We start from the raw sequence: 23902 nt of genomic DNA, 5'->3' as shown, positions 1-23902 counted from the left end.
GTCCGGCGTATGCCGGACCCAGGACGAATGTCCGCAGCGTGAATATTATGTTAGGCGATGCTCTCGACTTCCTGGATTATCTAACTTATTCCTGACTTTCATCAAACCTTATTACTTGAAGTTCTCCCAAATCAAGACCATATCCTCTGAACTCAAAATAATAAAGCTTAATAAGCGTCGAAATATATTGATATAATTTAAACGCGTCTTCTACAATGTTCATTAATTCATACTGAGGAGCATCAACAAGTGATGTCTTTCTATTCGAAGAATTTAATATTGAAAAATTATGTGGATCCTCTCTGTGAATCGCCATGTTACGTATAGATTTTAGGTATTTGTGGTGACCTCTAGTTAAGCCATTAGTGTACTCATATTCAGTAGATATGTGTTCTCTAACTAACATATATTCTTCTTTCACGAAATTTATTGCTTCTTGATGTCCAATAACTTTATTTAGTCTTTCATCCATAAAATCGCAATTAGACTTTTTGAAAATTTTATTATAATCTACCCTATCTATTCCAATCCCCATTTCGTAGAAATGATTGTACATATGCCCTAAAACATCCCATGCCATGAATAATCGAAACGTCGCATTCTCAGTATAATAAAATACGAGTTTATATTCTTCAGTTACTCTAAAAGGGGTGAATATATTCTCGCATTTATCCAAGTGAGAAAATGAAGACATTACACTATATCTGATAAAATTAAATAAATCTGTTGCCTTACTAATCCAAGAATTTGCATCGGTCAGCCGTCGAAATATATTGAATCCAGCATGTTGAACATCTGTTGGTGAGTAAAATTGAACTATTCCATCTTTAAAAAGTGGAAAATCATTTAACATTGCTATCTTTTTTTTCATCTCATCGATTTCAATATTATGAATTTTTATTGATTCGTAATATTTTTTTAAATCTTCTTGATCTTCCATTTATACCTCCTGCTTGGGCTTTGTATGTTTTTTAATCTTTCGAGAGTTTCGCCTAACGTTCAAAGGTTCACGACGGGCTTCAACCTTAGATAGCTCTTATCTTAGGATGAAGTCTGTGTTGGTGATTTACTTCTATTGTATTCACATCTTCCAAACAAGGACGAATGTCCGCTGCGTGAAACTTGTGTTATAGGATGTCAGCGCCTTCTTCGATTCACATGCAAAAGGTCTTTTATTCCTTGTTAACTTATAGAGTAATTTCTTTAAGAATCTTATCCTTACTCATCTTAACTTGTTCAATCATATGCCCAATATTACCCTCACCTGCAAACAATGACATATCGAAAAAATCCTTATTTAAATCGGACCAGTATAATTCATTTTCATCCCCGTAGACGTCTACATGATAATTTAACTTGCCAAAATAAACTTCCACGTAACATTCTTGAATATAGTATTTGAAGTCCATTAAATGATGTAGAATAATATCTTTGTTAGATATGCCAGTCTCTTCAAATAATTCTCTATATGCCGCCATTATGCCGGATTCTCCGTGTTCAATTTTACCGCCAACAAGATTACTTAAACCCTTATATGGATTCCTTGATCGCTTGCACATAAGTAATTTATCCATATCTTTGCTGTAAATCATGAGCACATTATACCCTTGCACTATTGATCCCCCTTTTAGAGACATTTAATATTGTGTTCTAGTTGATTTTTAACATATTGCGTTGATTTCCTATAACATTATATCTACGAACTTCGTAAATACTTCTCTTTTCAAACAATATCCGAACTACATATAATATAACCCATATTAATCCATCTGCGAAGTCACGAACGTACTCAAAAAAGCAGCCCCAGTGCGAACTGCTCCATTTGTTAGAAAAGACTAACCTTTTGGATCCAGTTTAACATTTGGGCTGCTCTTTCTTCACTCAACAATAGAAGAATTACGGATAACCTTTAGTGATCAACCTTTGCTCCCCTTCACCTAAAACATTTACTTCGCTCCGCTACTCCACACCACACGCTCGCTCATCGCTTTATGTTGTGCAATCAGACAGAGTTCTGCCGCTTTGAATGCATGTTCTTGTGTCATGGCTGTCTCGGTCCGGTCCAGACAATCGCGAATCAGTTGACCGAAGAACGGGTAGCCGACCTTGCCTTTTACATTGTAACGGTACTCCCCTTCATGATTGACCAGGTACACCTGATCCCCCTGAGGTTCCCTTGCGATGTCGATATACTTCCGCAGCTCAATATAACCGTCCGTTCCCAGAATAACTGTACGCCCATCCCCCCATGTGCCAAGACCATCCGGTGTGAACCAGTCCACTCGGAAGTAACCAGACGCTCCGTTGTCCCCGATCAGAGAAGCTTCGCCGAAGTCTTCCAGTTCCGGGAACTGTGGGTGATTGAAGTTATGCACACGACTGAACCCTACCTCAGCGTCCGTACATGATGCAAACGTCAGGAATTGTTCGATCTGGTGACTCCCGATATCACAGAGAATACCGCCATACTGCTCATGCTTGAAGAACCAGTCGGGTCTTCCTCCAGCATTCAGGCGATGCGGGCCTGTACCCATAACTTGCACTACTTTGCCGATTGCCCCTTGTTCAATGAGTTGCCCCGCATAGATCGCACTTTCTACATGCAGTCGTTCACTGTAATACACCATGTACTTTTTGCCCGTTCGCTTCACTTCTTCTCGTGCAAGCTTTAATTGCTCCAGCGTGGTAAATGGGGCTTTGTCTGTAAAATAATCCTTGCCTGCGGCCAGAACTCTCATGCCAAGCGGTGCACGATCTGAAGTGATCGCTGCACTTGCCACCAATAACACCTCATCATCTGCAAGCACCTCTGCTTCAGATCCAGCAACTTGAGCCTGTGGGAACTGCTTCTGAAATGCCGCTACCTTCGCCGGGTCCGGATCATATACCCACTTGAGAGTAGCTCCAGCCTCCAACAATCCCCCAACCATGCCGTAGATGTGTCCATGATCCAGCGCTACAGCAGCAATCGTGAACTCACCCGGACCACATACGACCTCTTTTGTAACACTTTTTGGTGCATAAAACATCCCGTCTTTAGCCATGTCATCCCATCCTTTTTATAAAATGTTGATTACAATGAACTCGTCTTACATAACAAATCGTCTTCATTTAAACGTCTGACTCAAATCAGCAGGTTGACTGCCACTGAATGCCTTGTCTTTCTTCGTCGTTGAGCCAGCAATGCGTTCCTGCAGATGCTCATAGAACAGATCCTCATCGATCGGCAGATCCACCCAGTTATCCGTCCAGGTGGACAGCAACATAGCGTTCGATAACGTCAATCCGTGTATACCATCCTCACCGGGAGCAATAAGTGGTACGCCTGTACGAATCGCATCAACCCAGTTACGAATCAGACCCGGGTGCCCCGTTTCCACACCTGTAATCGGGATTTCACATTTCCAGCATTCTGGCTGTCCAAAACCTCCGGTAAACCGCTGATTGAATTCAGGCTCAGATTCCCGAAGTCGCCAGAACGTAAGTTTTCCATCTTCGATCACGATTTTACCCCGGTCTCCGTTGACCTCGAATCGATTGGTACCCGGTGCTTCGCCAGTAGTCGTTACGAAGACACCTGTTGCTCCATTTTCATACTCCACATAAGCCGTTACATCATCTTCCACTTCAATGTTCCGATACTTGCCAAACGAACAGAAAGCACGCATGCGCACCGGCATCATGCCGATGGTCCACTGCCACAGATCCAGTTGATGCGGGTCCTGGTTAATCAGTACACCGCCCCCTTCACCTGCCCATGTTGCCCGCCAGCCGCCTGAATCATAGTAACTTTGGGATCGATACCAGTTCGTAATAATCCAGTTGGTACGCCGTACCTCTCCCAGTTCCCCTGAAGCAATCAAGTCTCTCAGTTTAATATAGAGTGGATTGGTACGCTGGTTGTACATCATGGAAAAGACTTTACCGCTGGCTGCGGCCGCTTCATTCATCTTGCGTACCTGTTTCGTATATACACCGGCCGGCTTCTCGATCATGACATGCAAGCCATGCTGGAAAGCCTGAATGGCTTGTTCCGGATGATCATAATGCGGCGTTGCAATAATGACTGCATCAATCGTACCCGAAGCCATCATCTGCTCAGCATCCTGCCAATAGGTTACCGTTGCCGGAAGATGACTGGATACCCAGCTCTCCATCTCTCTTCTTACATCACATACGGCAACCAGTTCTGCACCGGGTACTTCTCCAGCCACCAACGTTCTGGCATGTGCTGCTCCCATGTTTCCTATACCAATCACCGCTACTCGTACGATACTCATGACTGCTCCTCCTCGTCCACACGACGCTCAATTTCGGCGAAAACGTCTGCAAAATGCTGTAACATCGCCTTGGATTCCAAGGCGCCACTAAAGTCCTCAATTCCGTAGTATCCGTCATACCCAACGGCACGAAGATCCCGCACCATCTGTACCCAATCGACCATGCCTTCAGTCAGCGGCGTCCAGTGACATTTCCAGGCTGTATTCAGAGCCACTCCGCTGCTCTTCTCAGTCACATTAGCCTTTTGTGAATCTTTCCCATCTGTTTCAAACCACCCGGCATTTTTTACATGTACATGAGCCAGATAAGGGCCCAGCAACTCAAGTCCCATTCGATGATTCTCATATCCTTCATGCACCATATTGCCTGGATCGTACAATACACCAACATGCTGCGGGTCGAGCGATTGCACAAGCCGATAGGCCAGCGATGCCGTCGGTGCAATCGTCTGGTGATGTGTCTCTACAATCGCCTTGATGTTGTACTGTTTGGCCAAATCCTGTACTTCACTCAGGTAATCAACGGCTTTACGATACAACTCAGGATAACTGGTCTTGCGATCATATCCAGGAACGCCCACACGCATCATTGAAGCTCCTAACCCAGCCGCAGCCTGAAACGCCTGTTCGGTGGCAGAAAGATCTCCACAGTTCAGATAAGGTACAAGTGCGATGGATTTTCTACCCTGCCCTAACGCTGCTTCACGAAAAACAGGGACCTGTTCCTCCCAGCGGCTCGGATCTACCGAGCATCGATTATTTCTCCAGTAAGAAGGCTCTTCAGATATAGCATCTTCAGGAATTCCACGGAATCTCCACTCAATTCCATCAATTCCCGCTGCTGCCGTAGCCGATGCCAGTTCTTCTGCATTCAGATCAGGGGTGGCCACCGTGAATACAGACAGTTTCATCATGATCCATCTCCTTATGTAAACGTATTCATTTCATGTCGTAAAGGCATTGTATCACTCCACTGAACGTCACCATAGGGGAAAACGCCAACAGATGAATGACAGATAACGAACAGAGCACATTCCCCATTCAGAGATAACTTCCAAGAGAATGATGTGATCAAAAATCAAAAAAGACATCCCTGGAACAGATTTGAAATCTGCTCAAAGATGCCTTGTACAATAATCATATATATAAGATGAAATTTAAGGAAAAGGTTCCCTGTCCGTTATCCATTCGAGACTTCAGTAGCTGGTTCTGGTTCTTGCACTCGTCCAACTTGCAACCAGCGCATATCTCTCTACTCCCGATCAAAGAACACATGTTCAGCCTGTATTTTCCCCTGATCTATTGTCATGATGCCAAATGAGTATTGTTTCTGAAAACGCCGATCCGTAGGCGACCCCGGATTAAATACCAGTGTGTTGTCCACGGTATGCATCACCGGGATATGTGAGTGTCCGTAGATCACAGCATCCACATGCTGGCCTGCAAAGGTATGAATTGCATTCTGTTCCGTACCCTTTGATCCCAGATGACCGTGCACAAGACCCAGACGAAGCCCTTCCACTTCAACAATACGGGAATATCCCAGTTTTTCAGCGATTTCGGACGGGTCCGTATTACCCGCTACACCTTCAACTGGTGCATACTCACTAAGCAATGGGTATACACTCCAATCCGACCAGTCACCGGCATGAAGAATGAGATCTGCACTCGGCAATACATCCAAGAGACTAGCCGGTAACTTCCGTGATTTACGTGATAAATGTGTGTCAGAGATGACTACAATTTTCATATAACAACCCACCTTTCCTTCGTCTTGTTGCAATCTATTCTGTCTGTGATGGAACAGCTTGCATCTGAGTACAGGAACGTTCCATATCTTCGAGTGTAATGGATGCAAAGAACTGCTCCACCTTCGCCTCGGCAACCTGATACAGATTGGTCAGCAAGCTGTCTATATGCAAGCCCACTTCACAATCCGGGTTACAATTGCCATGAATCGGGAACAATGGACCTTCGTCCTTGGCAGCCTGATAGATCATGGCTAATGTGATTTCACTTGATGGCTTCGCTAAGTAAAAACCTCTTGTTCCAGGAGAGGAGTTCACCAATCCCGCCTTTTTCAGCCCGCCCAGAATACGTCTGACGACGACAGGGTTGGTATTCACGCTACCTGCAATGTGTGCAGACGTGATTCGTTCAGGCGCGCTGAGTGACAATAACAACAAACAATGCACACTGACCGAAAAATGAGTACTCATGATTAACCACCTTTATTTAATATAATCCAGGACATGCCGACCTTATTCAGAGAACAGATCCTTTTCGGGACGTGCTCTGATCTTGAGCTGTCGCACACTGTATTCCAGTTGTTTCACAATATCATCCAGTTGTTTGCGATCAATCTTGGTTGGATCTTCCACCGGTTTCGCGGACGACTTGAGATCGCGGATCGTTAACTGCTGTTCTTGCCATTTGTCCATCAGATCTGCAATATTGGCATAGAAACGTTCGTAATCTTTGATGACCAGATCAAGATAAGCATCTACCTCATCCGGATCATAACCACGAAGTTTATAATTAAATTGTTTTTCATGTATCGATAACGCATCTAGCTGCACACCCAATTGTTTGAACAATTGTCTTTGTTTATCCAATCTTCGTTTCATATGTTCATCCATATTGACAACCTCCATTATAAGCCAAGCCGTGTTTCATTTCCTGTGAATAACATACGGCATTTTCTCTCTCTATTTTTTATAACACATAATCCGTCAGATATAAAACGATACAGCCCTATTCCTCACGAAAATGATTGCTTTTCATCCAATTCGGGTAAAGACTCACTACACCCCACAACGGGAAAGGAGCATGTCCTTATGAGTACATTAACTAAAGATCAACATCAAATACTGAAAAACGCCCTTTTGGAGCAACGTGAAAACTTGCAGCGTCATTTTGAATCCAGCATGGAAGACGGTGCTCCAGTCGAGTCGCTGAAAGATTCAACCGGTGAGCTGTCCTCCTATGATAATCATCCGGCAGATGCTGGTACAGAAACATTTGAACGTAGCCGTGATCTGGCGATTGACGATACATTAACAGACGAATTCAATCAAGTGAACGACGCATTGGAACGTATGGAGCAAGGTACATATGGAACCTGTGTAACGTGCGGCGAAGATATTCCCTTCGAACGACTTGAGGCTATTCCCTACACCGCTTACTGTATTGACGACACACCTAACCGGGAGATCAGCAACGATCGGCCCGTTGAAGAAGAAGTAATGACCATGCCTCCGAGTGGTGCTGGGGAAGGAAGACAGCAGCGGGCCGGCAAGTTCGACAACGCAGATGCCTGGGAAGCGGTCGAAGAATATGGCACATCCAACTCCCCCGCAACCGCAGCCAAACGTGATGTGAAGGGTTACGATGAGAACATGTAACTTCGTTATGAGCTGAAATGGTAAGCGTCAAAATTGAAATGAATTCAATAAGCGCTCCACCATTAGCCTTCCTTATCACGCATTAAAAAGCCGCCATTGGGCGGCTTTTTCTAGTTTTCTCCAAAGCAGTCTCTCACATTTGCCATTACTTGCTTCCAGCGATAAGGCTGAACCCATATATTCCGTTCGTTTATTCTTCCGACTCACTACCAGATGATGAAGATTCCTGCCGCTTAGACACAGATCGAGACTTTTCCGTAGTTGCTTTGTCCTTATCAGAAGTAGCTTTCTTTTTCTCTTTTGCATTTGTCTTAGAAGCAGGTATTTTCACTATAGGTTTGGAGAGAGCAGAGAATAACTGAAAGACCTCATGTTCCCCTTGTCGATTCTCTTTTGTAGTATAGGGTTCACAGAGTTTTATGATGTTTTTATACAATTGCTCTACTTCCTCACGGGTTGCATACAGCGTGATGTCCGAGAGGAACATCCGATCTTCGTTTTCCGCCTGATGCATGAATCGCTGACGACTCTGTTCGAACATTTCATTTAATAATTTGAGCGTCTCGGACCGAAACACCTGTTTCAATGGTGAGTTTTCCTTGTCTTCATCTTCATGACGGAGATGGATCTCTCCGGTGAATGGTTCATAATATTTTGCGATAATGCCATTAATCTCACGCGTGGAAACGATCGTCAGCAGACCAATTTTCTCCAGCTTTTTTACATGATAGTGAACTTTGGCTGGCACCTCACCCATCTGGTCGGCGATTTCTTTGACCGTGGATGGTCTGCCCTGCCTGTTAAACATATTCATAATCTGTATCCGATACGGATCGGAGTAGATTTTAATTTCTTCAATGGTTGAAAGAACCTTGTGCTCCATTCCTGTATCCTCATTTCCGGGGTACCTGTTGTCCATCAATGTCTCTATTATACCGCTCCGTCTGGGCTTCGGTCAAAACGAGCCGGAAATGAATGGATACAGAAAATCGGCTAATGATTGCTTCTGAATATACTTCACAGAGCACTTCGAAAACTTTTGCTAAATAACAGCATACCTGCGGACATGGCAAGCATAATACCGAAGACGATAAACAGAACAGGCATGCTCATCCAATCTGCAAGTGCTCCCGAAGCCAGGCTTCCAAGGGGGGCGACACTCACGACGAGCATACTCTGTAGAGCATACACTCTGCCCAGCATTTCGGAAGGGGTAACTTCCATCAGATACGTCGCCAGCGGGGTCGTAGCCAGTGGAATACCCAATCCCATCAGAAGACAAAAGACTGCTGCAACAGGCAGTTGGAAGGACGTCATATAAGCCGGGAGTGCCGTCATGGCATAACTGAGACCCAACATAACAACACCACTGATGACCAGAACACTTTTACGATAATTGGCACCCCTTTGCGTCATCCACACCCCACCAAGCACCATGCCTCCTACCATCAGTCCACTGAGCAGACTTAATCCCCCGGCGCCAGCATGCAACGTTTCAATCACATAGGGTGTACGGAGCACATTGAACGGCATCAGGCAGAAATTAACGAAGGCAAACAAGATGGAGACAATTAATAATAAGGCATGTTTACGGAGAAAATAAAAAGCTTCCGCCATTTCGGAGAATATACTACGTTTTTCGGATGGAACAGAATTCATATCAGATGATGTCTTATCTTCATTGTTAGCAGATGTTGAACCTTCAGGGTAGCCAACTCGACTCATTATTAAAGCACTAAGCGCAAACAACCCCGCATCAATCAGGATCGTCCAGGCAATTCCTATTGAAGCAATAAGGGCACCAGCTACTGCAAGTCCTGCGAGTTCGGCCACTCGGGTTGCGGAAGAGGACATGGCATTCCCCGAAAGCAGCATCGATTGGGGAAGCAATCGGGGAACACTGGACACTTCCGCAGGAGTAGTGAAGCATTCCAGCAAAGAATTCAGAATTGTAATGACAAACAGATGCCAGACTTCAAGTTGGCCCAATCCAAACAGCAGAGCTGTAATACCCACGAACAACCCCCGGCCGGTATTGGTGATTACAATCACTTTTTTGAGAGACATGCGATCTACCAAAGCCCCGGCAAACAGACCCAGAAAGATACTGGGCAAGAAATTTACCGCCAGCAATGTACCCATCAGCACTTTTGACCCGGTCAGAATGTACACCATCCAACTGTAGGCAATCGAGTCAATCGAATCACCAAATCTGGATACAACTTTACTAAGCATAAATTGCATGTACGGTCTGATTCGTATTAACTCACCCATACCTTGCTTGCCAACTGCTGTGTTATCGTTCATGACTTTCCACTCCCTAACGTTAAAATATTTTTCATGTTAATTTTATTTTAACGTAAGTTATGCAGAAATCAATACCATCGTGAAAATAATTTTAACGATAAGTAAGTAAAGTAACATCTCGCTCTACTTTCAGAGAATTCGTAATCAACACAGGGACTTTTGGGACAACCTTTTTGAACAACCTCCTATAACACAAAAAAAACAGACCACATGTGGTCTGCTCGGCTGGACGTATTGTATTTGAACTGTCTTTATTTGCTACCTACTTCTCAACAAGCAATTGAAATCCAGCCTGTTCAGCCTGTACCTCCAACATCAAATCACGTACCCGGCCTGCTTCATTCCCCAGTCGTTCTTCGCTGATTTGGTAGTTGGTCCATTTTAACTCTAGTGGAAGTTCAATTGTACCCGTCAGGCAATCCCACAGAGCGTCGAGATTACCGCCATAAAAATCCGGCAGTTTAAGCTTAACCCTTAATTGTTGATGAAGTTCAACGCTACTAGCAAAGTCTTCTCCATCCAGAATCACGGTATTCATGGCTGCTCCTTCCTCTACTTCAAACGTGTAAATGATGCATAGTGATCTGTCGTTTTGTAGATGAGTCCATCATTAGAGTACACAATTCGATCCGAATTACGGAAGCCGGAAGTATAGTTAATATCCGCTTCGCGCCATGTACGTCCGCTGGCCGAAGGCAGAAGCCCCTCCCGATTGCCAAATACGTCTCCACCGATGCTTTTCCCAGGAGCCACTACAGCCAAGTTTCCTTTTGACGCTACCCAGCCAAGTCCTGTTGCCTGTGATTTGGTAATAAAGTTACATGGCAACGTTCCATTTGCACTCAAATAATTTGCTACACCTGTAAACGTATTGATGATGGTACATGTTGCAGCAGATGCCTTCTGCTGTGCGACTGGAGTGAACTGTGAACCTGTGAGGAAAACAAACGTTAACAACAATGCCAGTAATGCGGTTGATATCAACTTTTTCATCAATCCGGCCTCCCGATCCTTCAAAGTAGATGAACGTGGTCACGATATGCGTTCAGTAAGCTGTAACGGTCTAGTTGTATGTTCTGCTAGATTATAGTAAACAAGTCATCTCATGACTATTTATATCACATCATTTTGGTAGAAATATCAAATAAAGACGTTTAAATTGTAAAATATTATAATTGTAACATTTTAAGACAGAAAAAAACTCTCATCTCTGAAGATGGAGTCTACTTTTCTAGTATGTTTAAACTGATTTGACCTAATCTAATCGATCAATTGCACACGTTGACGAGTTCGAGCCGATTCCAGGCATGCATCAATAACGCGCATGTTTTGAATGGTATTTTCCGGACTGAAAGGTAAGGCCTCTCCTTCAAGCACAGCCGTTGCAAACGTCTCCACCTGAAGCACATAGGAATTCGACACGGATACACGTTCCTCACGGCTGACCGAATCGGTGTGCACAATAATCTGAGGTGGAATATCGCTGTTCTCCCAGCCAAATACTTTTGGCAGTTCAATCCGCCCTTCCGTCCCGAGAATCTCCATCTCCGCTCGACCTGAAGCCCACATACCACAGTCAAAAGTTAAAGCTACCGAATTCGGAAACTCTACCAGTCCCGACGCCATCATATCCACGCCATCATGCTCGTCCGAGAATAGAGCGTGAACTGTCACCGCTTCCGGTTCCTGTCCCAGATACATCCGGGCTGCCGAGATCGGATACACGCCAAGATCGAATAATGATCCGCCGCCCATCTCTCTTTTGAACCTTACATTCTCCTTGTCATCAGCGGTATTACAGGTAAAGTTACCATGGATGGCTCTGACGATGCCAATCTCTCCACTAGCTATAATCTCTTGCACACGTCTGTGCTTAGGATGATATCGATACATAATCGCTTCTGCAAAAAGAACACCTTGCTGATGACATACCTCAATCATTTCTGCCGATTCATCTGCATTCAGTGCAGCAGGTTTCTCACACAACACGTGTTTGCCAGCCTGTGCCGCTTTGATGGTCCATTCTTTGTGCATATGGTTAGGCAAAGGAATATAGACGGCTTCAATGTCCGGATCAGCGATGAGCTCTTCATAACTGCCATACGATCTGGCAATGCCGAGTTCTTCGGCAAGGGTTTCCGCTTTTTCTTTGCTGCGGCTGGCAATCGCCAACACCTCACCACGTTCAGACTGCTGGATCGCCGGAATGACTGCATTTTTGGCAATGGTTGACGTACCGAGTACACCCCACTGTAACTGTCTGTTCATGCTCATCTTCCTTTCGTACCGTAATTGTCCTCTTCTGCCTTGTGTAACATGCCGAGACAACGATCCAGATCCGTTTTGACCTGTTTCTTGTATAACTCAGCTTTTTCCGCACCATCATCCGTAAAATGATATAAAACGATTTCCTGAAAATCGACCTTTGGATCATTGCCCTTCAGCTTCTTTGTGCGATAAAACACACCCTGTTGTACCAATTCATGTAATGCCCGATATACCTCGCTCTGGGGTGGTACATAACCGTAGTCTTTGAATTCCTGCTTCATCGCCTCCAGCATCTCGTAACCATACCCCCTGTGCTGTTCAACCATCGTAATCAGATACAGCTTGATAAATGCCCGCTGTGCAATCATAAAAGCCACGTTCTTTCCCCTCCTGTCAGAACCTATATATCTAGTATTATAAAACTTATGTTCGGGTTCTGCCATCTTTCTCCGCTTTGCCTTCCTTTTATCTATCTTCAAGGAGGGCGAGCAAGAAATCGTGTGAATACGCGTTGACCTGGGGGAAGCACGGAAAAAGGTTTGCTTTTGTGAATTTTTCATGTAATGAAATTTTAATTTATATTCAAAAGAATCAATTTCATAATACCTTTAGCTGCTTCAATCAAGGCTGGATATAGATCGAAACGGTTCAATTTGTCTATATCCAGTTACAGAAATCCATTTTTAGTGAGTTATGAAATTGATTCAAAAGTTGTTTATTTCAGGGCTCAGGGTGTCGTGAGATCGAATTTTAATGACAAGAAAGTCTGTGCAAAAGCTGTAAAAGCTGTAATACCTGTGCTCTGTATCTTGTGTTCGTATACTTTCGTACTCCCGTACACTTCTGTGCGGCTGTGGTGATCTATTGTGAATTTTTCATATGTTGATGGATTCATTTATCGCGGACAGACTTCGGTACGGTTCCCACAATCCATTTGCCCCAGCTTACACGCGAGATAAGCCATGTCACTACACAGGATAATGTAAGAGCCAACAACCAGGTGATAATCATTCGGACGACAGGGTTCCAACCCATAGCAACGTAAAACAACTCATCCGGAATGTAGCTATACCGCAGCATCAACATATGCATCAGATAACCGCCATACGATACACCACCAATCCATCCCAGCAATCGTGTAGCCCTGAGGTTGTGAAGTTTTCCGGCCAGCTGGTACATGACCATAATGGAAGCGATCAGAAAGAGTGCCATATCAGGGCGGATCAAGCTGACTGTGTAGAACGTAATTTTGATTCCCTCCAGCTTTTGAAACTCCAGCATTAATAAATAAGTAAACCGCAGACCCAGAACAATAAACACTGTCCAGTATATCCAGCGCAATCGATGAATCCATTCATTCCAGTGCTGGACAGATAACCCCGCTGCTGCACCAAGTACAAAATAAATAAAGAAATAGAGGAAATTACGGTCTGCATACGTTGTAAAAGCATCTGTCAGCACCGGAATATTCACCTGTTCCATGAACTTGGCGATGTTTCTTAATTGATCCGCAAGTACAAGATACACCACACCAGAAATCAATAATGCGATCAAGCGCCCCTTGGCCTCATATCGGTTATATACATAACGAATGGCTCGCAAAAAGAGCGGAAATAACAGATAAAACTGAATCAACATAATGATATACCAAAAGTGTGAAGTCGTTTTGCCCGTAAGCAACTTCAGGCCTAGGTCTGGGATGTCATTCCATCCAAATCCGGTCCAGCCCCGCGGTGCAAGTGTAAAATAAATGAGTGACCAGATCAGGTAAGGCACGATCATGTCGTTTACTCTTTTTCTCATAAACTTGCCGTAATGCAGCTTGTCTCCCGTGTTATAAAAAAGCACCATACCTGTTATGAATATGAATAAAGGAACTGCAAATTTGGAGAGCATCAGCAGTATGGCCAGTAACACGCCATCCTCCAGTCTCGTTTCCGGGACTAATGAGTAATGTGCGATGGAATGCTGGAGAACCACCGCTCCAAAGGCAATTCCCCTTAAGCTCTCTATTTCTATAATTCGTTCTTTGCGAGGCATACATTCAGCCATCCTTTCTTGGTTTTGCGATAAAAACAAAGTACAATGAAGCCGTATATTTAATGAACGGAGTTGATTCACATTTCTTTAACAGACAAAGACGTAACCACTACCGATTCCAAGTATGTCCAGCAACATCTGGCTAACGAGCGAACGTTTCTGGCCTGGGTACGCACCGGTATTGCCATGGCGGGCATCGGATTTCTTGCTGCCGGATTTGGTTTCAACTCGTCGGCGTATGATCGGCTTGCACATATTGCGGCGATTATTACGGGTATCACTTCTCTGATTGGCGGCATATCCATCATTGTGTATTCGGCAGCAGCGTATCATCGGAAGCGTACACAAATCAATGAACAGACGTTTCAGGCATCGACCGGATTAATCCGGTTTCTTACCATGTTGCTACTGGTGATTGGACTCGCTTTGGCTGTACTGTTATATGTATTGTTATTCCCTGCTTGACTTGGTAAAAACACCATCCGACATTATTGACACCCACCCATATGCAGCACAGGGACAAAAGCCGGCTTCCCTTAAGGAAACCGGCTAATGACCATTTGGTGGATCATATATGTCATTCCATTTTACAGATAATAAGTCATTGGGTTTTATTTCATATTGATTAAATTCGCGGCAAGATTACAGGAATGTATTGTTACCGAATCGCGCTGCCTTGTTTTGGGCTTCCAATCTGCGTTCTTCCATATCCAGATCCGGACGTTCGGCTGGCACATCTCCGCGATGAGCTGCTTCGGCTCTGTCTCGGTTAAGCTGGCTGTTGCCACTGAACACATCGTACACATCGGAGTCCCGATCCGTAGAATCTACGAGCAGCAGGATTTTACCATTCTGTACATACTCCTCATACTGTTTAGCGTCCTCTTCCGGAATACCAAGACCCACAAGTCCACCCACCAATCCGCCAGCTCCTGCACCCACAGCTGCACCGGTAAATGCTGCCGCAATAGGGCCTGCGGCCAGAATCGGTCCTATGCCGGGTATGGCTAGTGCACCGATACCTGCGAGCAGACCGGCTACGCCACCAAGGACACCACCTGTTGCTGCACCAGCAGCCACGCCCTCAGGGGCTTTGGTACCTGTCTCTTCCCGAATTGCCTTCAGTTCATCCCGATCTTGTGTAACAACGGAGATTTCATCTGAAGTGAATCCTTGTGCTTTCAAACCCTCGATAGCCTGCGATGCTTCACGTTCTGTATTAAACACACCTACGATTTTCTTCTGCATAGTGAATCCCTCCTCATATTATTGAGTGGTTCGCTATGTTATTACCCGCCTAAGTTTCTTTTAAACGTTTGCAAGTCAATATACTATGTGTTGATAGTAAAAAATTGCTAAGGTTCATTCCTTTTTACTCCTCATCAGGGTGTGCCGTCAAACCCAGGTATGTGATACGTTGTTGTCAGGCATGCTCTACGTTGAAGGACGTGGGGTCCAAAACATCTTGAAGTTTAGGCTGGCTGATCCTGGCGGATTGTCCCAGACAATTTTCTAAGGAACCGAGGACGTCTTATTTAGCCTTCGGGTCCTCATTTTATTTTGTAAGGAACATGAGACACGTTATTTACCAAAATCACCTGACAAACCCGTTGTAAACAGCTGGTTATTCAGATATAAGATGTTTCAGATTCCTTAGATTACTGTGGGCGCTTCAAATCGCTGAATAAGACGTCACAAGTTCGTTAGCGCTCCGCTCCATGTTCTGCTCCCCAGGCACGTGCAGTTACGCTTCGGCTTCGGCAGGTTTGAAGATACGCTCTGGGGTGTGCCTTCAACCTCTAAAAAAGCAGATTTTGCTGAATTCTCGTTCCATGCCGAAAGTTTTCAGCAGGCGTGCCGGGGCACTTCAAGGGAAGGTAACGCAGCATGGGACGAAAAGGCAAAGTGACGTAACATGAAGCGAAAAGCTAGTAGAAGATGTACGTTAGCGAGTTTGGAGACACGTCCTGGTTAAAGGGTGATTCTTTAAGACAGAGAATGATTCGATCAGCTACAAAACCTACCGTTGTTCCAGCACAGTCTAAGCCTGATGAAGAGCGCCCTTTGGGAGCCAAATCGTTGATATTTGAAAAAACGAAATAATTCATCTATTTCCCCCGTGGTTTGGCCCGATTTGTGGCGACCGCTTCAAGTGGATTATCCGGCCAGTAGTGCTTCGGATAACGACCTTTCAGATCTTTTTTGACGTCAAAGTACGTCTCTCGCCAGAAATTCGCCAAGTCTCGTGTGACCTGTACAGGTCGCTGAGCCGGTGATAACAAGTGGATGGTCAACGGGACTCGCCCACCCGCTATAAGCGGTGTCTCCTGTTGTCCAAACATCTCCTGTAATCTTACTGCCAGCGCCGGGTCCTCTGGACGACTGTAGTCCACAGGAATACGTGAGCCACTGGGCACCTGTATATGCGTCGGCGCTTCATCGTCCAGTTGTTGTCGTTGCGCCCAGCTCAATCCACCCAGTAATACATCCTGCATTGACAATCTCTTCAGGTCGGCTGCCGATCGCATGCCTGTCAGATAAGGGGTAAGATGTTCTGCCAACTCTTCGGTCAGATCATCTTCGATCAGGTCAGGCCACTCAGGTAAATGGAGATGCAGGAACCGTAGCCTGTCCGCAAGTTGTCTGGATGTTTTTGTCCAGGGCAGACAATCCAGCCCTTCCATCCGTATCCCGGATAATAGTGCTTCCAGCACCTGATCTTCAGGCGGCTGTGCAATACTGCTCTCTTTAATCACAAGGGCTCCAATACGAAGTCTCTTATGTGCGCGCACGCTGCGAGTGTTGGAATCCCAGGCCACTTGCACTTCATTGTGCAGCAAGTGCTGACCTGCCTGCACCAATGTCTGCTCCTGCAACGGCGCAGCCAGCAGGATGCGCGCATCTGCGCCCTGGTCGTCTGCCTCGGCTGCGACCAGATACGCTGCACGGCTCAGCGATTCTGTCGCTGCGAGCCGTACGCCGCGGCCGCTGCTCAGCAGATAGCGGCCGTCCTCCCGGCGTTGCCCGATCCGGTCCGGATAGGCGAAGGACAGCAGCAATCCGCAGCTGTCCTCATCCGGCCTTACCGGATCGGCCGCCGGGCCGAGCGCCGAGCGCAGCTGGCGGCTCTCCTGGAGCATGCGCCGCACGGCCGCGCCGTCTGCGACAGCCGCTGCCGCTTGCGGCATGCCGCTGCTGTCCGCGGTCAGCAGCGCTTCTACGCGCGGGCGGAGGTCCGTGCCCGCGCCTGCACTGCCACTGCTGCGGAGGCCGGCAGGCTCTTGCAGCAGTGCCGCCAGCATGCTGGCGTAGCTGGCCAGCCCAAGCTCCGCTGCGCGGAGCAACATGCTGGCCAGTCGCGGATGCACGCCAAGCGTGTTCATCCGCCGCCCGAAGGGCGTGATGCGGCCTGCGTCGTCCAGGCCGCCCAGCTGGCGCAGCAGCGCCTGAGCCTGGCCGTAGGCGGCGTCAGGCGGGGTGTCCAGCCATTGCAGCTCTGCTGGGGACTGGACACCCCAGACGGCAAGCTCCAGCGCCAGCGGCGCAAGATCCGCGGAGGTGATCTCCGGGCGAGCTGCCTCAGGCAGTCCCCCGTGAACCTCTTCGCTCCATAGCCGGTAACACACCCCCGGGGCAATTCGCCCTGCACGACCCCGCCGTTGATCGGCTGACGCCTTGGACACCGGCAGGGTGACAAGTCGGCTCATGCCCGTGCGCGGCGAGAATGCCGATGCACGACTCAGCCCTGCATCCACCACAATCTTAACTCCAGCAAGTGTGAGACTGGATTCCGCAATGGAAGTGGACAGCACAACTTTGCGCGACCCCTCAGCCGCCGGCCGTATGGCCTCATCCTGTTGTTCCACCGGCATACTGCCATACAGGGAATGAACTTTCACATGTCCAGGAAGAGAACCGTTTAATAACTCCCGCTCTGTACGGTGTATCTCTCTTGCGCCAGGAAGAAAAACAAGCACGTCCCCCTCCTGTTCGGCTAATGCCCTCGTCACCATCTGAGCGGTGAATTGTTCCAGTGGCATGGCTGTTGGTCTCGGTACATATCGAGTTTCCACCGGAAACGTGCGTCCGGGACAGTGAATTGATTTTGTACCTTCGCCAAGCAATACACAGACGGGAACAGGATCAAGGGTCGCCGACATCACCAGCAATTTCAGATCTGGACGTAACATCGCTCGCGATTCCAATGCCAGAGCCAAGCCCAAGTCTCCGTGTAAGTGACGCTCATGGAATTCATCAAATATAATCATTGCCGTGTCCTCAAGACCCTGATCCTGCTGCAACATCCGGGTCAATACCCCTTCCGTCACAACTTCAATGCGTGTCGCCTGACTCACCCGGGTATCCATGCGTACACGATATCCTACAGTCTGACCCGCTTTTTCTCCAAGCGTAGCCGCCAGTCTCGATGCAGCCGAACGCGCAGCCAGCCTTCGGGGTTCCAGCATAATGATTTTCCGTCCAGCAATCCACGGCTCCTCCAGCAAAGCCAGCAGTACAACAGTCGTTTTTCCCGCCCCTGGCTCTGCAATTAACACACCTGTATCTTGATCCCGAAATAATTGTCTTAACTCAGGAATAACCTCTTGTATCGGTAACTCTATATGCATATAATCGCTCCTAATGAATGTACCCTACTGCTCTTCAGTATCTCTATTCGAATGTTAGCATTATAACAAAAAAAGCCGTTCCAGAGGAACGACTATCGCAGACACACCCTAAGACACGCCTTAGCAAAAATGAAATTTATCCAGAATACTCACTTAGCTGAGCAATGATTCGGCACCATCAATAACGATCTCTGCTCCGGTAATATGTCTGGATTCGGACGATGCGAGGAAACTTACCAGATCGGCAACATGTTCCGGCTGGCCCGGCCCGTCCGCCAGCGGCTGCTGTCCTTCCGGGAACTCCATCGGAATAATGATCTGCTGTAGATCATCCGTTTTGACCGTACTTTGATCGATATTTGTTGCAATCGCTCCTGGACAGATCACGTTCACACGTATCTTGAACTTCGCCAGCTCAAGCGCAGCCATCTTGGCAAAAGCAACCTGTCCTGCCTTGGACGTGCTGTATGCCGACATGCCAAAGCTTGAGAAGCGTTGATTGCCATTAATCGAACTCGTGATGATAATACTGCCGCCACCCCGTTTTTTCACGTGAGGCAATGCATATTTAATCGTGAAAAACGTACCATTCAGGTTGGTTGTAATAATCTGTTGCCAATCTTCAACCTGAATTTCCTCAATCGGTGCCGATACACCGTTAATGCCCGCATTGGCAAAAACAATATCCAAACCGCCGAATAACTCAACGGTTTCCAGTACAGCCTTTTCCACACGTGCCGGGTCGGAAATGTCTACATCAAATGCTCTTGCCGCACCGGGGTGCAGCGCATTAATCTCTGCTTCCGTTTCCGAGATCCGATCATTCACCAGATCAAACAATGCAACATGTGCACCCTCTTTAGCCAGCTTGACCGCAGTGGCTTTCCCAATCCCGGATCCTGCTCCGGTAATAATCGCAACCTTACCCTGGAACCGTGACTTGCCGTTATGTTGTGTCATTATCCATTCCACTCCTTCATTTTAGCAATTATGTAAGAATGTACGTTCATACTCATCGTGAAAGCCAATTCTTCACAAGATTACCCAAAAAGAGTGTCTTTTAAATCAACACCAGCAAGTTTTTTCACATTTGATCTTCGCCGCTGTCACAGCTTCATCAGGATCGATCCACATCTTGATATCCGGCACTCACCATTCCAGCTCAATGAAAGCGGCATCATCTTCAAGACCGCCGGTATGTGTCGCATCCAGCAGTACCTGAATGTGTTCATCCGGGACATAGGCTTGAATGGCATCCAGGTCGTTCAGTCCATCCGTATATAACTGAAGACGCAGTGAATCTCCTGCGGACCCTTTCATCTCGCAGATGTGCGGCTTACCACCAACAGGTCCTTCAAGGGTAGACCAACGCTCATTTGTCTTGCAGTGAGTCTGAAATAATTCAGACTGTTCCTGACCATTACGCCACAGGCGAATACGGGAATCTCCTTGCCACGCAAGCCACACCCGACTTTTGCGGCCGCCTCCCGTGAGCTCAATCCGCCCACAGACATACATGGCCTGACTGCCCCGACTTCGCTTTTCCATCAACACTTCACGCAGCAACAAAGGGGAACTTTCCAGTGGCTGTAATTTCTCCAATTGCTCCGATGCGGGAAGGGTAAGATCATGGAGAAGACGCTCAACACCCTCTACCGTTGTGTGTTGCGTCGTTTCCAACCAATCCAGCAAAGCATTCCCTAGAAAACGCGCTGCAAAATCGCCCAGGTAACTCATGCCTACGCCATCACACAAAACAAAATTGCAGATATTCCCTTTCATACGTACCGCAGCAAAGTCCTGTCCGGTATCTCCCTGATGTACCGTCTCAGCCGCTCTGCCATAACCATATCTGCACTTGAATGTGCCTTGATAGCGAGTTAGCGGCTGTTCCCCGGTCTGTACACTCACATAGCGAAAGTTGCCATGCCGTTGCTCGGCATGGCCCCCCTTATCTCCAGCAGACAATGTTGCCAAACGCATCGCTCTCATGATTCCCCTCCTATCTCACAGGCGTAGCAGCGGACATCTGGAACCCGATTGATACCAATTCTGCACATGTACCTGGCAGCATCATGAGTGCACCGGGTGCAAGCAAATAATCAGCTTCAACAAGCATTTCCCGATAACTTTCGGGCAGGACGGATGACATATTCCGCAGCTTCTCTCCATGCTCATCCTGTAGATTCGTTTCCGAAGAGATTCCCTTCCATCTTCTAGGTTCAGCAATTGGTCCTTCAAGCAGATGATCAGATATAAAAATATTCTCCACCAGCACATTGCCGTCAGGTACACTCATACCCATGATTCTTTTCGCGATAGGCTCGGGATCTTCACCTGTGGCTACCCCATCAGTCATGTGGCATACAAGTGGCGCAGGACAGTCCTGCATATTCGGAATTTCGGCCTGTAGAATCTTTTCCGCCTGCAGGAAAGCCTTCGCAGAATCTGAAAACCGTCTCGGTGTCAGGTCAGGCAAAGAACCAACGGCAGCAATCTCGTCAATCCCTTTGATTCCGTTCAACAAGTCATATACATCATCACTGTAAGCCAATATGGCTATACGATAGCGAGGTGTCAGACGATTTCCCTTGGTAGACCGAAACACCATTTGGCGGATCGCGAGAGATAAGGCATCATAGACGACGTCAATCCGTCGACGATTTTCCAGAACCATGTTCATGGAGGCGCTAATATCAATTAAATATATAATAAGTGCAGGTGTACGCTGTGATGCTTGAATCGTGTAGTTCATCTAGGGTGAGTCACCTCCATCATTCACGTTATTTATAAGTTGGGCAACTTGTAACTGTTGTTGCTCAGAAATTTGTTAATGGCACTCATTCGAGCGGCTACTTTGCCAACACCTTTGAAATAGGAAGCATCGGTATTGTAAAGATTTTTGAAATCACGGGCATACGATTCCGCATTTTCAATTTTTCTGCCTTTTTGCGCGTTATACGTTTTATTGTAATGAGCAATCAGCGTGACCACATTTTGGGCACGTTTTTTCTTCAGAGCTGCTTTCTGAGCAATCTCCTGTTGACGTTTAACTTCAGCTGCCGCTTTACGCTCCGCTTCCTGTTTTGCAAGCTTGGCATCATTCTCTTTTTTCCAGACCAGATAAGCTTCATATTTTGCCTGTTTATCATACTTCTCCTGCTGCGCTCTCTTAGCAGCTTCTTTCTTCTGCTGTTCCTGCTTCACCAGAAAGGCCTCATATTTCGCCTGTTTGTCGTACTTGGCCTGTAACGCCTTACGTTCTTCTTCTTTTTTCTTTGCTTCAGCTGCCTTCTGCTTGGCTTCAGCAAGCTTTTTCTTTTCCTCTGCGTCCAGTTTTGCAGCATCTACGGCCTTTTGCTTCTCTTGTTCTTCCTGTTGTTTGAGCGCAGCAGCCTTCGCAGCTTCAGCCTCTTCCGCAGCTTTGACCTCTGCCAGTCGTGTGGCTTCCTGCTGTTCTTTCTGCTTCACTTCTGCCTGATCGGCGAGTATTTTGACCGTTGGCACACCACCTGCCAGCAATACAATAAGCACAGCGGAGGAAATCATGAACTTTTTGGATCTGTAGAATGGTACAGGCACAGGCTTGTCTGTGTCTTCTTTTGGATTAAGCTTTGCATCCAGTTCCTTAATTGCAGCCTCGACTTCCATCTGCATCGCGCTGTTATGAGGAATAAAATGATAAAGCGACCGGTACACTTCCAGTGCTGCAGCCGGTTTATCTTCATCCTCCAAGGCTCTTGCTTGCAGGAACAGACGGTTCACAACCGCTTCCTGATCGGGAGAGTGCGGAGTTTGAGGACGGTTCCCGTCTTGCGTATTCACCGGTTCACTTACTGGTTCTGAGCTCTTTTTCAGATTCACATCAGCTTCGGACGAATTGGCAGCTTCTTCTTCCGCTGTCACAGCAGCCGCCGCATTGGCCTGATCCACGTCTACCGCAGCCAATGCAACATACCACTCACCAAACGTCGGACAGCTGCTCAGATCGTGACTTTCCCAAGCTCGAATAAACAGATCGGACAGTTTGGAACCCCAACGCTTCTCAAGGGACTCCCGCATCGCATAATACCGTTCACTCACCGTTTGCATTTCATGCTGATCAAAATAACTTTCGCCCCACGCTTTCTCTACAATCACAGGGTCGGACCAGCTTAACATTTCAGCAATGATAACAGCTCCGGCAAATCGGTCAGCATATGAACTCCACAAACCGCTGTGCACTGTTCGATGGGCTGCATAACCAGGTGACCCGGCAAGCAGGGCATCCGGACGATCCATCTTGGAACCGTACATCTGCTCGACATCCACAAGTTCTACTGCAGACATCTTCCCCAGGTTCTCCACTTCGGAAAAAAACGGAATCATTACATTGGGAGCGGACATATCGCAATGAGCCAGTCCACGTTGTTCCATAGCCGAACCTGTTCCAGCAAGCGCTCTAGCCAGCTTCAGGCTCTCCTCAGCCGTCAACTGTCTCTGATCACTGATCACATCGAACCAGGTCTGACCTTGCACCCATGGCATCAACACCGCATATAAAAGATCGGGATGTTTTCCAATGAGCGCTCCGTTTCTTTCCGGAGTGAGCACATCACGCTTGCATACCTGCAAACCTGGCAGTTCACTATAAGACTCCATATGCTCAGACTGATATACCATAGCCGGAATACGGAATTTAGGAAAAAATACTTTTAGTGCTTTAGCCCCATGAATGGAACCATTACGGGGTAACAACTGATAAACAATCCCCTGCCTTCCGGCTTGGGCATAAGCCAGACCCGGCGCTGCCGGATGTTGCCCAATCGTATAGGCAATGTCGTTAATCACCACTTCATCCCCGGGATTTGGTTGAAAAGACATGCTTATCCCTCTCTCTGTCCTAGTGTCATAGTTGCAGCAAAAACCGGGTGTTGTGACAACGCCCGGTTTTTGCTGTAGTTGTACATCTTCAGCTTGCTATCCACCTATAATT

23 protein-coding genes are annotated in these 23902 nt (G+C 46.9%); 2 read left to right on the top strand and 21 right to left on the bottom strand.

Going from position 1 to position 23902, the window contains the following annotated elements; translation table 11 throughout:
- Window positions 1–85: 85 nt before the first annotated feature.
- The 8 genes from MHH92_RS11725 to MHH92_RS11690 form a co-directional block, all read right to left on the bottom strand.
- Complete coding sequence (locus tag MHH92_RS11725; RefSeq protein WP_340903814.1) at window positions 86–940, bottom strand: Cthe_2314 family HEPN domain-containing protein; 855 nt, start codon at window positions 938–940, stop codon at window positions 86–88.
- A gap of 247 nt (window positions 941–1187) precedes the next feature.
- Window positions 1188–1613 carry an NUDIX hydrolase gene (locus MHH92_RS11720; RefSeq protein ID WP_145318621.1) on the bottom strand — a complete coding sequence of 142 codons (426 nt, stop codon included), beginning with the start codon at window positions 1611–1613 and terminating at the stop codon, window positions 1188–1190.
- Between the two features lie 333 nt (window positions 1614–1946).
- Window positions 1947–3044, bottom strand: coding sequence for a Gfo/Idh/MocA family protein (locus MHH92_RS11715; protein ID WP_145318639.1), 1098 nt, complete (start codon window positions 3042–3044; stop codon window positions 1947–1949).
- A gap of 63 nt (window positions 3045–3107) precedes the next feature.
- A complete protein-coding gene (locus MHH92_RS11710) occupies window positions 3108–4280 on the bottom strand; it encodes a Gfo/Idh/MocA family protein (RefSeq protein WP_036609172.1) in 1173 nt (390 codons plus the stop codon).
- Window positions 4277–5191, bottom strand: coding sequence for a sugar phosphate isomerase/epimerase family protein (locus MHH92_RS11705; protein WP_340907664.1), 915 nt, complete (start codon window positions 5189–5191; stop codon window positions 4277–4279). The genes MHH92_RS11710 and MHH92_RS11705 overlap by 4 nt, the downstream gene beginning before the upstream one ends.
- Before the next feature lie 341 nt (window positions 5192–5532).
- Entirely contained in the window at window positions 5533–6030 is a 498-nt protein-coding gene (locus MHH92_RS11700; RefSeq protein WP_340903810.1) for a metallophosphoesterase family protein, read from the bottom strand.
- 34 nt (window positions 6031–6064) lie between these two features.
- Complete coding sequence (locus MHH92_RS11695; protein WP_017689053.1) at window positions 6065–6499, bottom strand: Rrf2 family transcriptional regulator; 435 nt, start codon at window positions 6497–6499, stop codon at window positions 6065–6067.
- Window positions 6500–6541: 42 nt separating this feature from the next.
- Window positions 6542–6919: a DivIVA domain-containing protein gene (locus MHH92_RS11690; protein WP_017689054.1), complete on the bottom strand. Its 378-nt coding sequence runs from the start codon at window positions 6917–6919 to the stop codon at window positions 6542–6544.
- 198 nt (window positions 6920–7117) lie between these two features.
- Here MHH92_RS11690 and MHH92_RS11685 point away from each other — a divergent pair, with 198 nt between their 5' ends.
- Window positions 7118–7684, top strand: coding sequence for a TraR/DksA C4-type zinc finger protein (locus tag MHH92_RS11685; RefSeq protein WP_036609176.1), 567 nt, complete (start codon window positions 7118–7120; stop codon window positions 7682–7684).
- 190 nt (window positions 7685–7874) lie between these two features.
- On the opposite strand, the gene MHH92_RS11680 is transcribed toward MHH92_RS11685, so the two are convergent.
- The 7 genes from MHH92_RS11680 to MHH92_RS11650 form a co-directional block, all read right to left on the bottom strand.
- Window positions 7875–8567, bottom strand: a complete 693-nt coding sequence (locus MHH92_RS11680; protein ID WP_340903807.1) for an ArsR/SmtB family transcription factor — start codon at window positions 8565–8567, stop codon at window positions 7875–7877.
- A gap of 134 nt (window positions 8568–8701) precedes the next feature.
- Window positions 8702–9991: an MFS transporter gene (locus MHH92_RS11675; RefSeq protein ID WP_340903805.1), complete on the bottom strand. Its 1290-nt coding sequence runs from the start codon at window positions 9989–9991 to the stop codon at window positions 8702–8704.
- A gap of 262 nt (window positions 9992–10253) precedes the next feature.
- Window positions 10254–10529 carry a barstar family protein gene (locus tag MHH92_RS11670; RefSeq protein ID WP_127543685.1) on the bottom strand — a complete coding sequence of 92 codons (276 nt, stop codon included), beginning with the start codon at window positions 10527–10529 and terminating at the stop codon, window positions 10254–10256.
- Window positions 10530–10543: 14 nt separating this feature from the next.
- Window positions 10544–10984 carry a ribonuclease gene (locus tag MHH92_RS11665; protein WP_289392080.1) on the bottom strand — a complete coding sequence of 147 codons (441 nt, stop codon included), beginning with the start codon at window positions 10982–10984 and terminating at the stop codon, window positions 10544–10546.
- 267 nt (window positions 10985–11251) lie between these two features.
- Complete coding sequence (locus tag MHH92_RS11660) at window positions 11252–12259, bottom strand: Gfo/Idh/MocA family protein (protein WP_036670444.1); 1008 nt, start codon at window positions 12257–12259, stop codon at window positions 11252–11254.
- Between the two features lie 2 nt (window positions 12260–12261).
- The gene (locus tag MHH92_RS11655; RefSeq protein WP_036609188.1) at window positions 12262–12636 is read right to left on the bottom strand and encodes a helix-turn-helix transcriptional regulator; all 375 of its coding nucleotides are present in this window, start codon (window positions 12634–12636) and stop codon (window positions 12262–12264) included.
- Window positions 12637–13150: 514 nt separating this feature from the next.
- On the bottom strand, window positions 13151–14299 hold the full coding sequence (locus MHH92_RS11650; RefSeq protein ID WP_340903799.1) for an acyltransferase: 1149 nt from the start codon (window positions 14297–14299) through the stop codon (window positions 13151–13153).
- A 72-nt stretch (window positions 14300–14371) separates the two neighbouring features.
- On the opposite strand from MHH92_RS11650, the gene MHH92_RS11645 reads away from it, so the two are divergent.
- Complete coding sequence (locus tag MHH92_RS11645; RefSeq protein WP_340903796.1) at window positions 14372–14764, top strand: YidH family protein; 393 nt, start codon at window positions 14372–14374, stop codon at window positions 14762–14764.
- Window positions 14765–14941: 177 nt separating this feature from the next.
- Here MHH92_RS11645 and MHH92_RS11640 read toward each other — a convergent pair whose 3' ends face one another.
- The 6 genes from MHH92_RS11640 to MHH92_RS11615 form a co-directional block, all read right to left on the bottom strand.
- Window positions 14942–15547 carry a general stress protein gene (locus MHH92_RS11640; RefSeq protein ID WP_017689064.1) on the bottom strand — a complete coding sequence of 202 codons (606 nt, stop codon included), beginning with the start codon at window positions 15545–15547 and terminating at the stop codon, window positions 14942–14944.
- 860 nt (window positions 15548–16407) lie between these two features.
- The gene (gene hrpB, locus MHH92_RS11635) at window positions 16408–18927 is read right to left on the bottom strand and encodes an ATP-dependent helicase HrpB (protein ID WP_340903795.1); all 2520 of its coding nucleotides are present in this window, start codon (window positions 18925–18927) and stop codon (window positions 16408–16410) included.
- Between the two features lie 153 nt (window positions 18928–19080).
- Window positions 19081–19887: an SDR family oxidoreductase gene (locus MHH92_RS11630; protein ID WP_017689067.1), complete on the bottom strand. Its 807-nt coding sequence runs from the start codon at window positions 19885–19887 to the stop codon at window positions 19081–19083.
- 189 nt (window positions 19888–20076) lie between these two features.
- Entirely contained in the window at window positions 20077–20919 is an 843-nt protein-coding gene (locus MHH92_RS11625) for a protein phosphatase 2C domain-containing protein (protein WP_036609194.1), read from the bottom strand.
- Between the two features lie 10 nt (window positions 20920–20929).
- On the bottom strand, window positions 20930–21682 hold the full coding sequence (locus MHH92_RS11620) for a vWA domain-containing protein (protein WP_017689069.1): 753 nt from the start codon (window positions 21680–21682) through the stop codon (window positions 20930–20932).
- Window positions 21683–21714: 32 nt separating this feature from the next.
- Window positions 21715–23790, bottom strand: coding sequence for a hypothetical protein (locus tag MHH92_RS11615; protein ID WP_340903792.1), 2076 nt, complete (start codon window positions 23788–23790; stop codon window positions 21715–21717).
- Between the last annotated feature and the right edge of the window lie 112 nt (window positions 23791–23902).

It is taken from the genome of Paenibacillus sp. FSL M7-1414 (assembly GCF_038003195.1).
In the GTDB taxonomy this organism is placed as follows: Bacteria; Bacillota; Bacilli; order Paenibacillales; family Paenibacillaceae; genus Paenibacillus; species Paenibacillus amylolyticus.
Note: the sequence above shows the minus strand (reverse complement) of the source record. Positions and strands in the feature narration are given on the sequence as shown.

Coding starts and splice junctions, on each gene's coding strand:
- MHH92_RS11660 (WP_036670444.1), bottom strand. CDS start 12,259: ATGAACAGACAGTTACAGTGGGGTGTACTCGGTACGTCAACCATTGCC.
- MHH92_RS11695 (WP_017689053.1), bottom strand. CDS start 6,499: ATGAGTACTCATTTTTCGGTCAGTGTGCATTGTTTGTTGTTATTGTCA.
- MHH92_RS11690 (WP_017689054.1), bottom strand. CDS start 6,919: ATGGATGAACATATGAAACGAAGATTGGATAAACAAAGACAATTGTTC.
- MHH92_RS11680 (WP_340903807.1), bottom strand. CDS start 8,567: ATGGAGCACAAGGTTCTTTCAACCATTGAAGAAATTAAAATCTACTCC.
- MHH92_RS11620 (WP_017689069.1), bottom strand. CDS start 21,682: ATGAACTACACGATTCAAGCATCACAGCGTACACCTGCACTTATTATA.
- MHH92_RS11665 (WP_289392080.1), bottom strand. CDS start 10,984: ATGAAAAAGTTGATATCAACCGCATTACTGGCATTGTTGTTAACGTTT.
- MHH92_RS11625 (WP_036609194.1), bottom strand. CDS start 20,919: ATGAGAGCGATGCGTTTGGCAACATTGTCTGCTGGAGATAAGGGGGGC.
- MHH92_RS11715 (WP_145318639.1), bottom strand. CDS start 3,044: ATGGCTAAAGACGGGATGTTTTATGCACCAAAAAGTGTTACAAAAGAG.
- MHH92_RS11705 (WP_340907664.1), bottom strand. CDS start 5,191: ATGAAACTGTCTGTATTCACGGTGGCCACCCCTGATCTGAATGCAGAA.
- MHH92_RS11650 (WP_340903799.1), bottom strand. CDS start 14,299: ATGCCTCGCAAAGAACGAATTATAGAAATAGAGAGCTTAAGGGGAATT.
- MHH92_RS11675 (WP_340903805.1), bottom strand. CDS start 9,991: ATGAACGATAACACAGCAGTTGGCAAGCAAGGTATGGGTGAGTTAATA.
- MHH92_RS11630 (WP_017689067.1), bottom strand. CDS start 19,887: ATGACACAACATAACGGCAAGTCACGGTTCCAGGGTAAGGTTGCGATT.
- MHH92_RS11615 (WP_340903792.1), bottom strand. CDS start 23,790: ATGTCTTTTCAACCAAATCCCGGGGATGAAGTGGTGATTAACGACATT.
- MHH92_RS11685 (WP_036609176.1), top strand. CDS start 7,118: ATGAGTACATTAACTAAAGATCAACATCAAATACTGAAAAACGCCCTT.
- MHH92_RS11670 (WP_127543685.1), bottom strand. CDS start 10,529: ATGAATACCGTGATTCTGGATGGAGAAGACTTTGCTAGTAGCGTTGAA.
- MHH92_RS11710 (WP_036609172.1), bottom strand. CDS start 4,280: ATGAGTATCGTACGAGTAGCGGTGATTGGTATAGGAAACATGGGAGCA.
- MHH92_RS11700 (WP_340903810.1), bottom strand. CDS start 6,030: ATGAAAATTGTAGTCATCTCTGACACACATTTATCACGTAAATCACGG.
- hrpB (WP_340903795.1), bottom strand. CDS start 18,927: ATGCATATAGAGTTACCGATACAAGAGGTTATTCCTGAGTTAAGACAA.
- MHH92_RS11725 (WP_340903814.1), bottom strand. CDS start 940: ATGGAAGATCAAGAAGATTTAAAAAAATATTACGAATCAATAAAAATT.
- MHH92_RS11640 (WP_017689064.1), bottom strand. CDS start 15,547: ATGCAGAAGAAAATCGTAGGTGTGTTTAATACAGAACGTGAAGCATCG.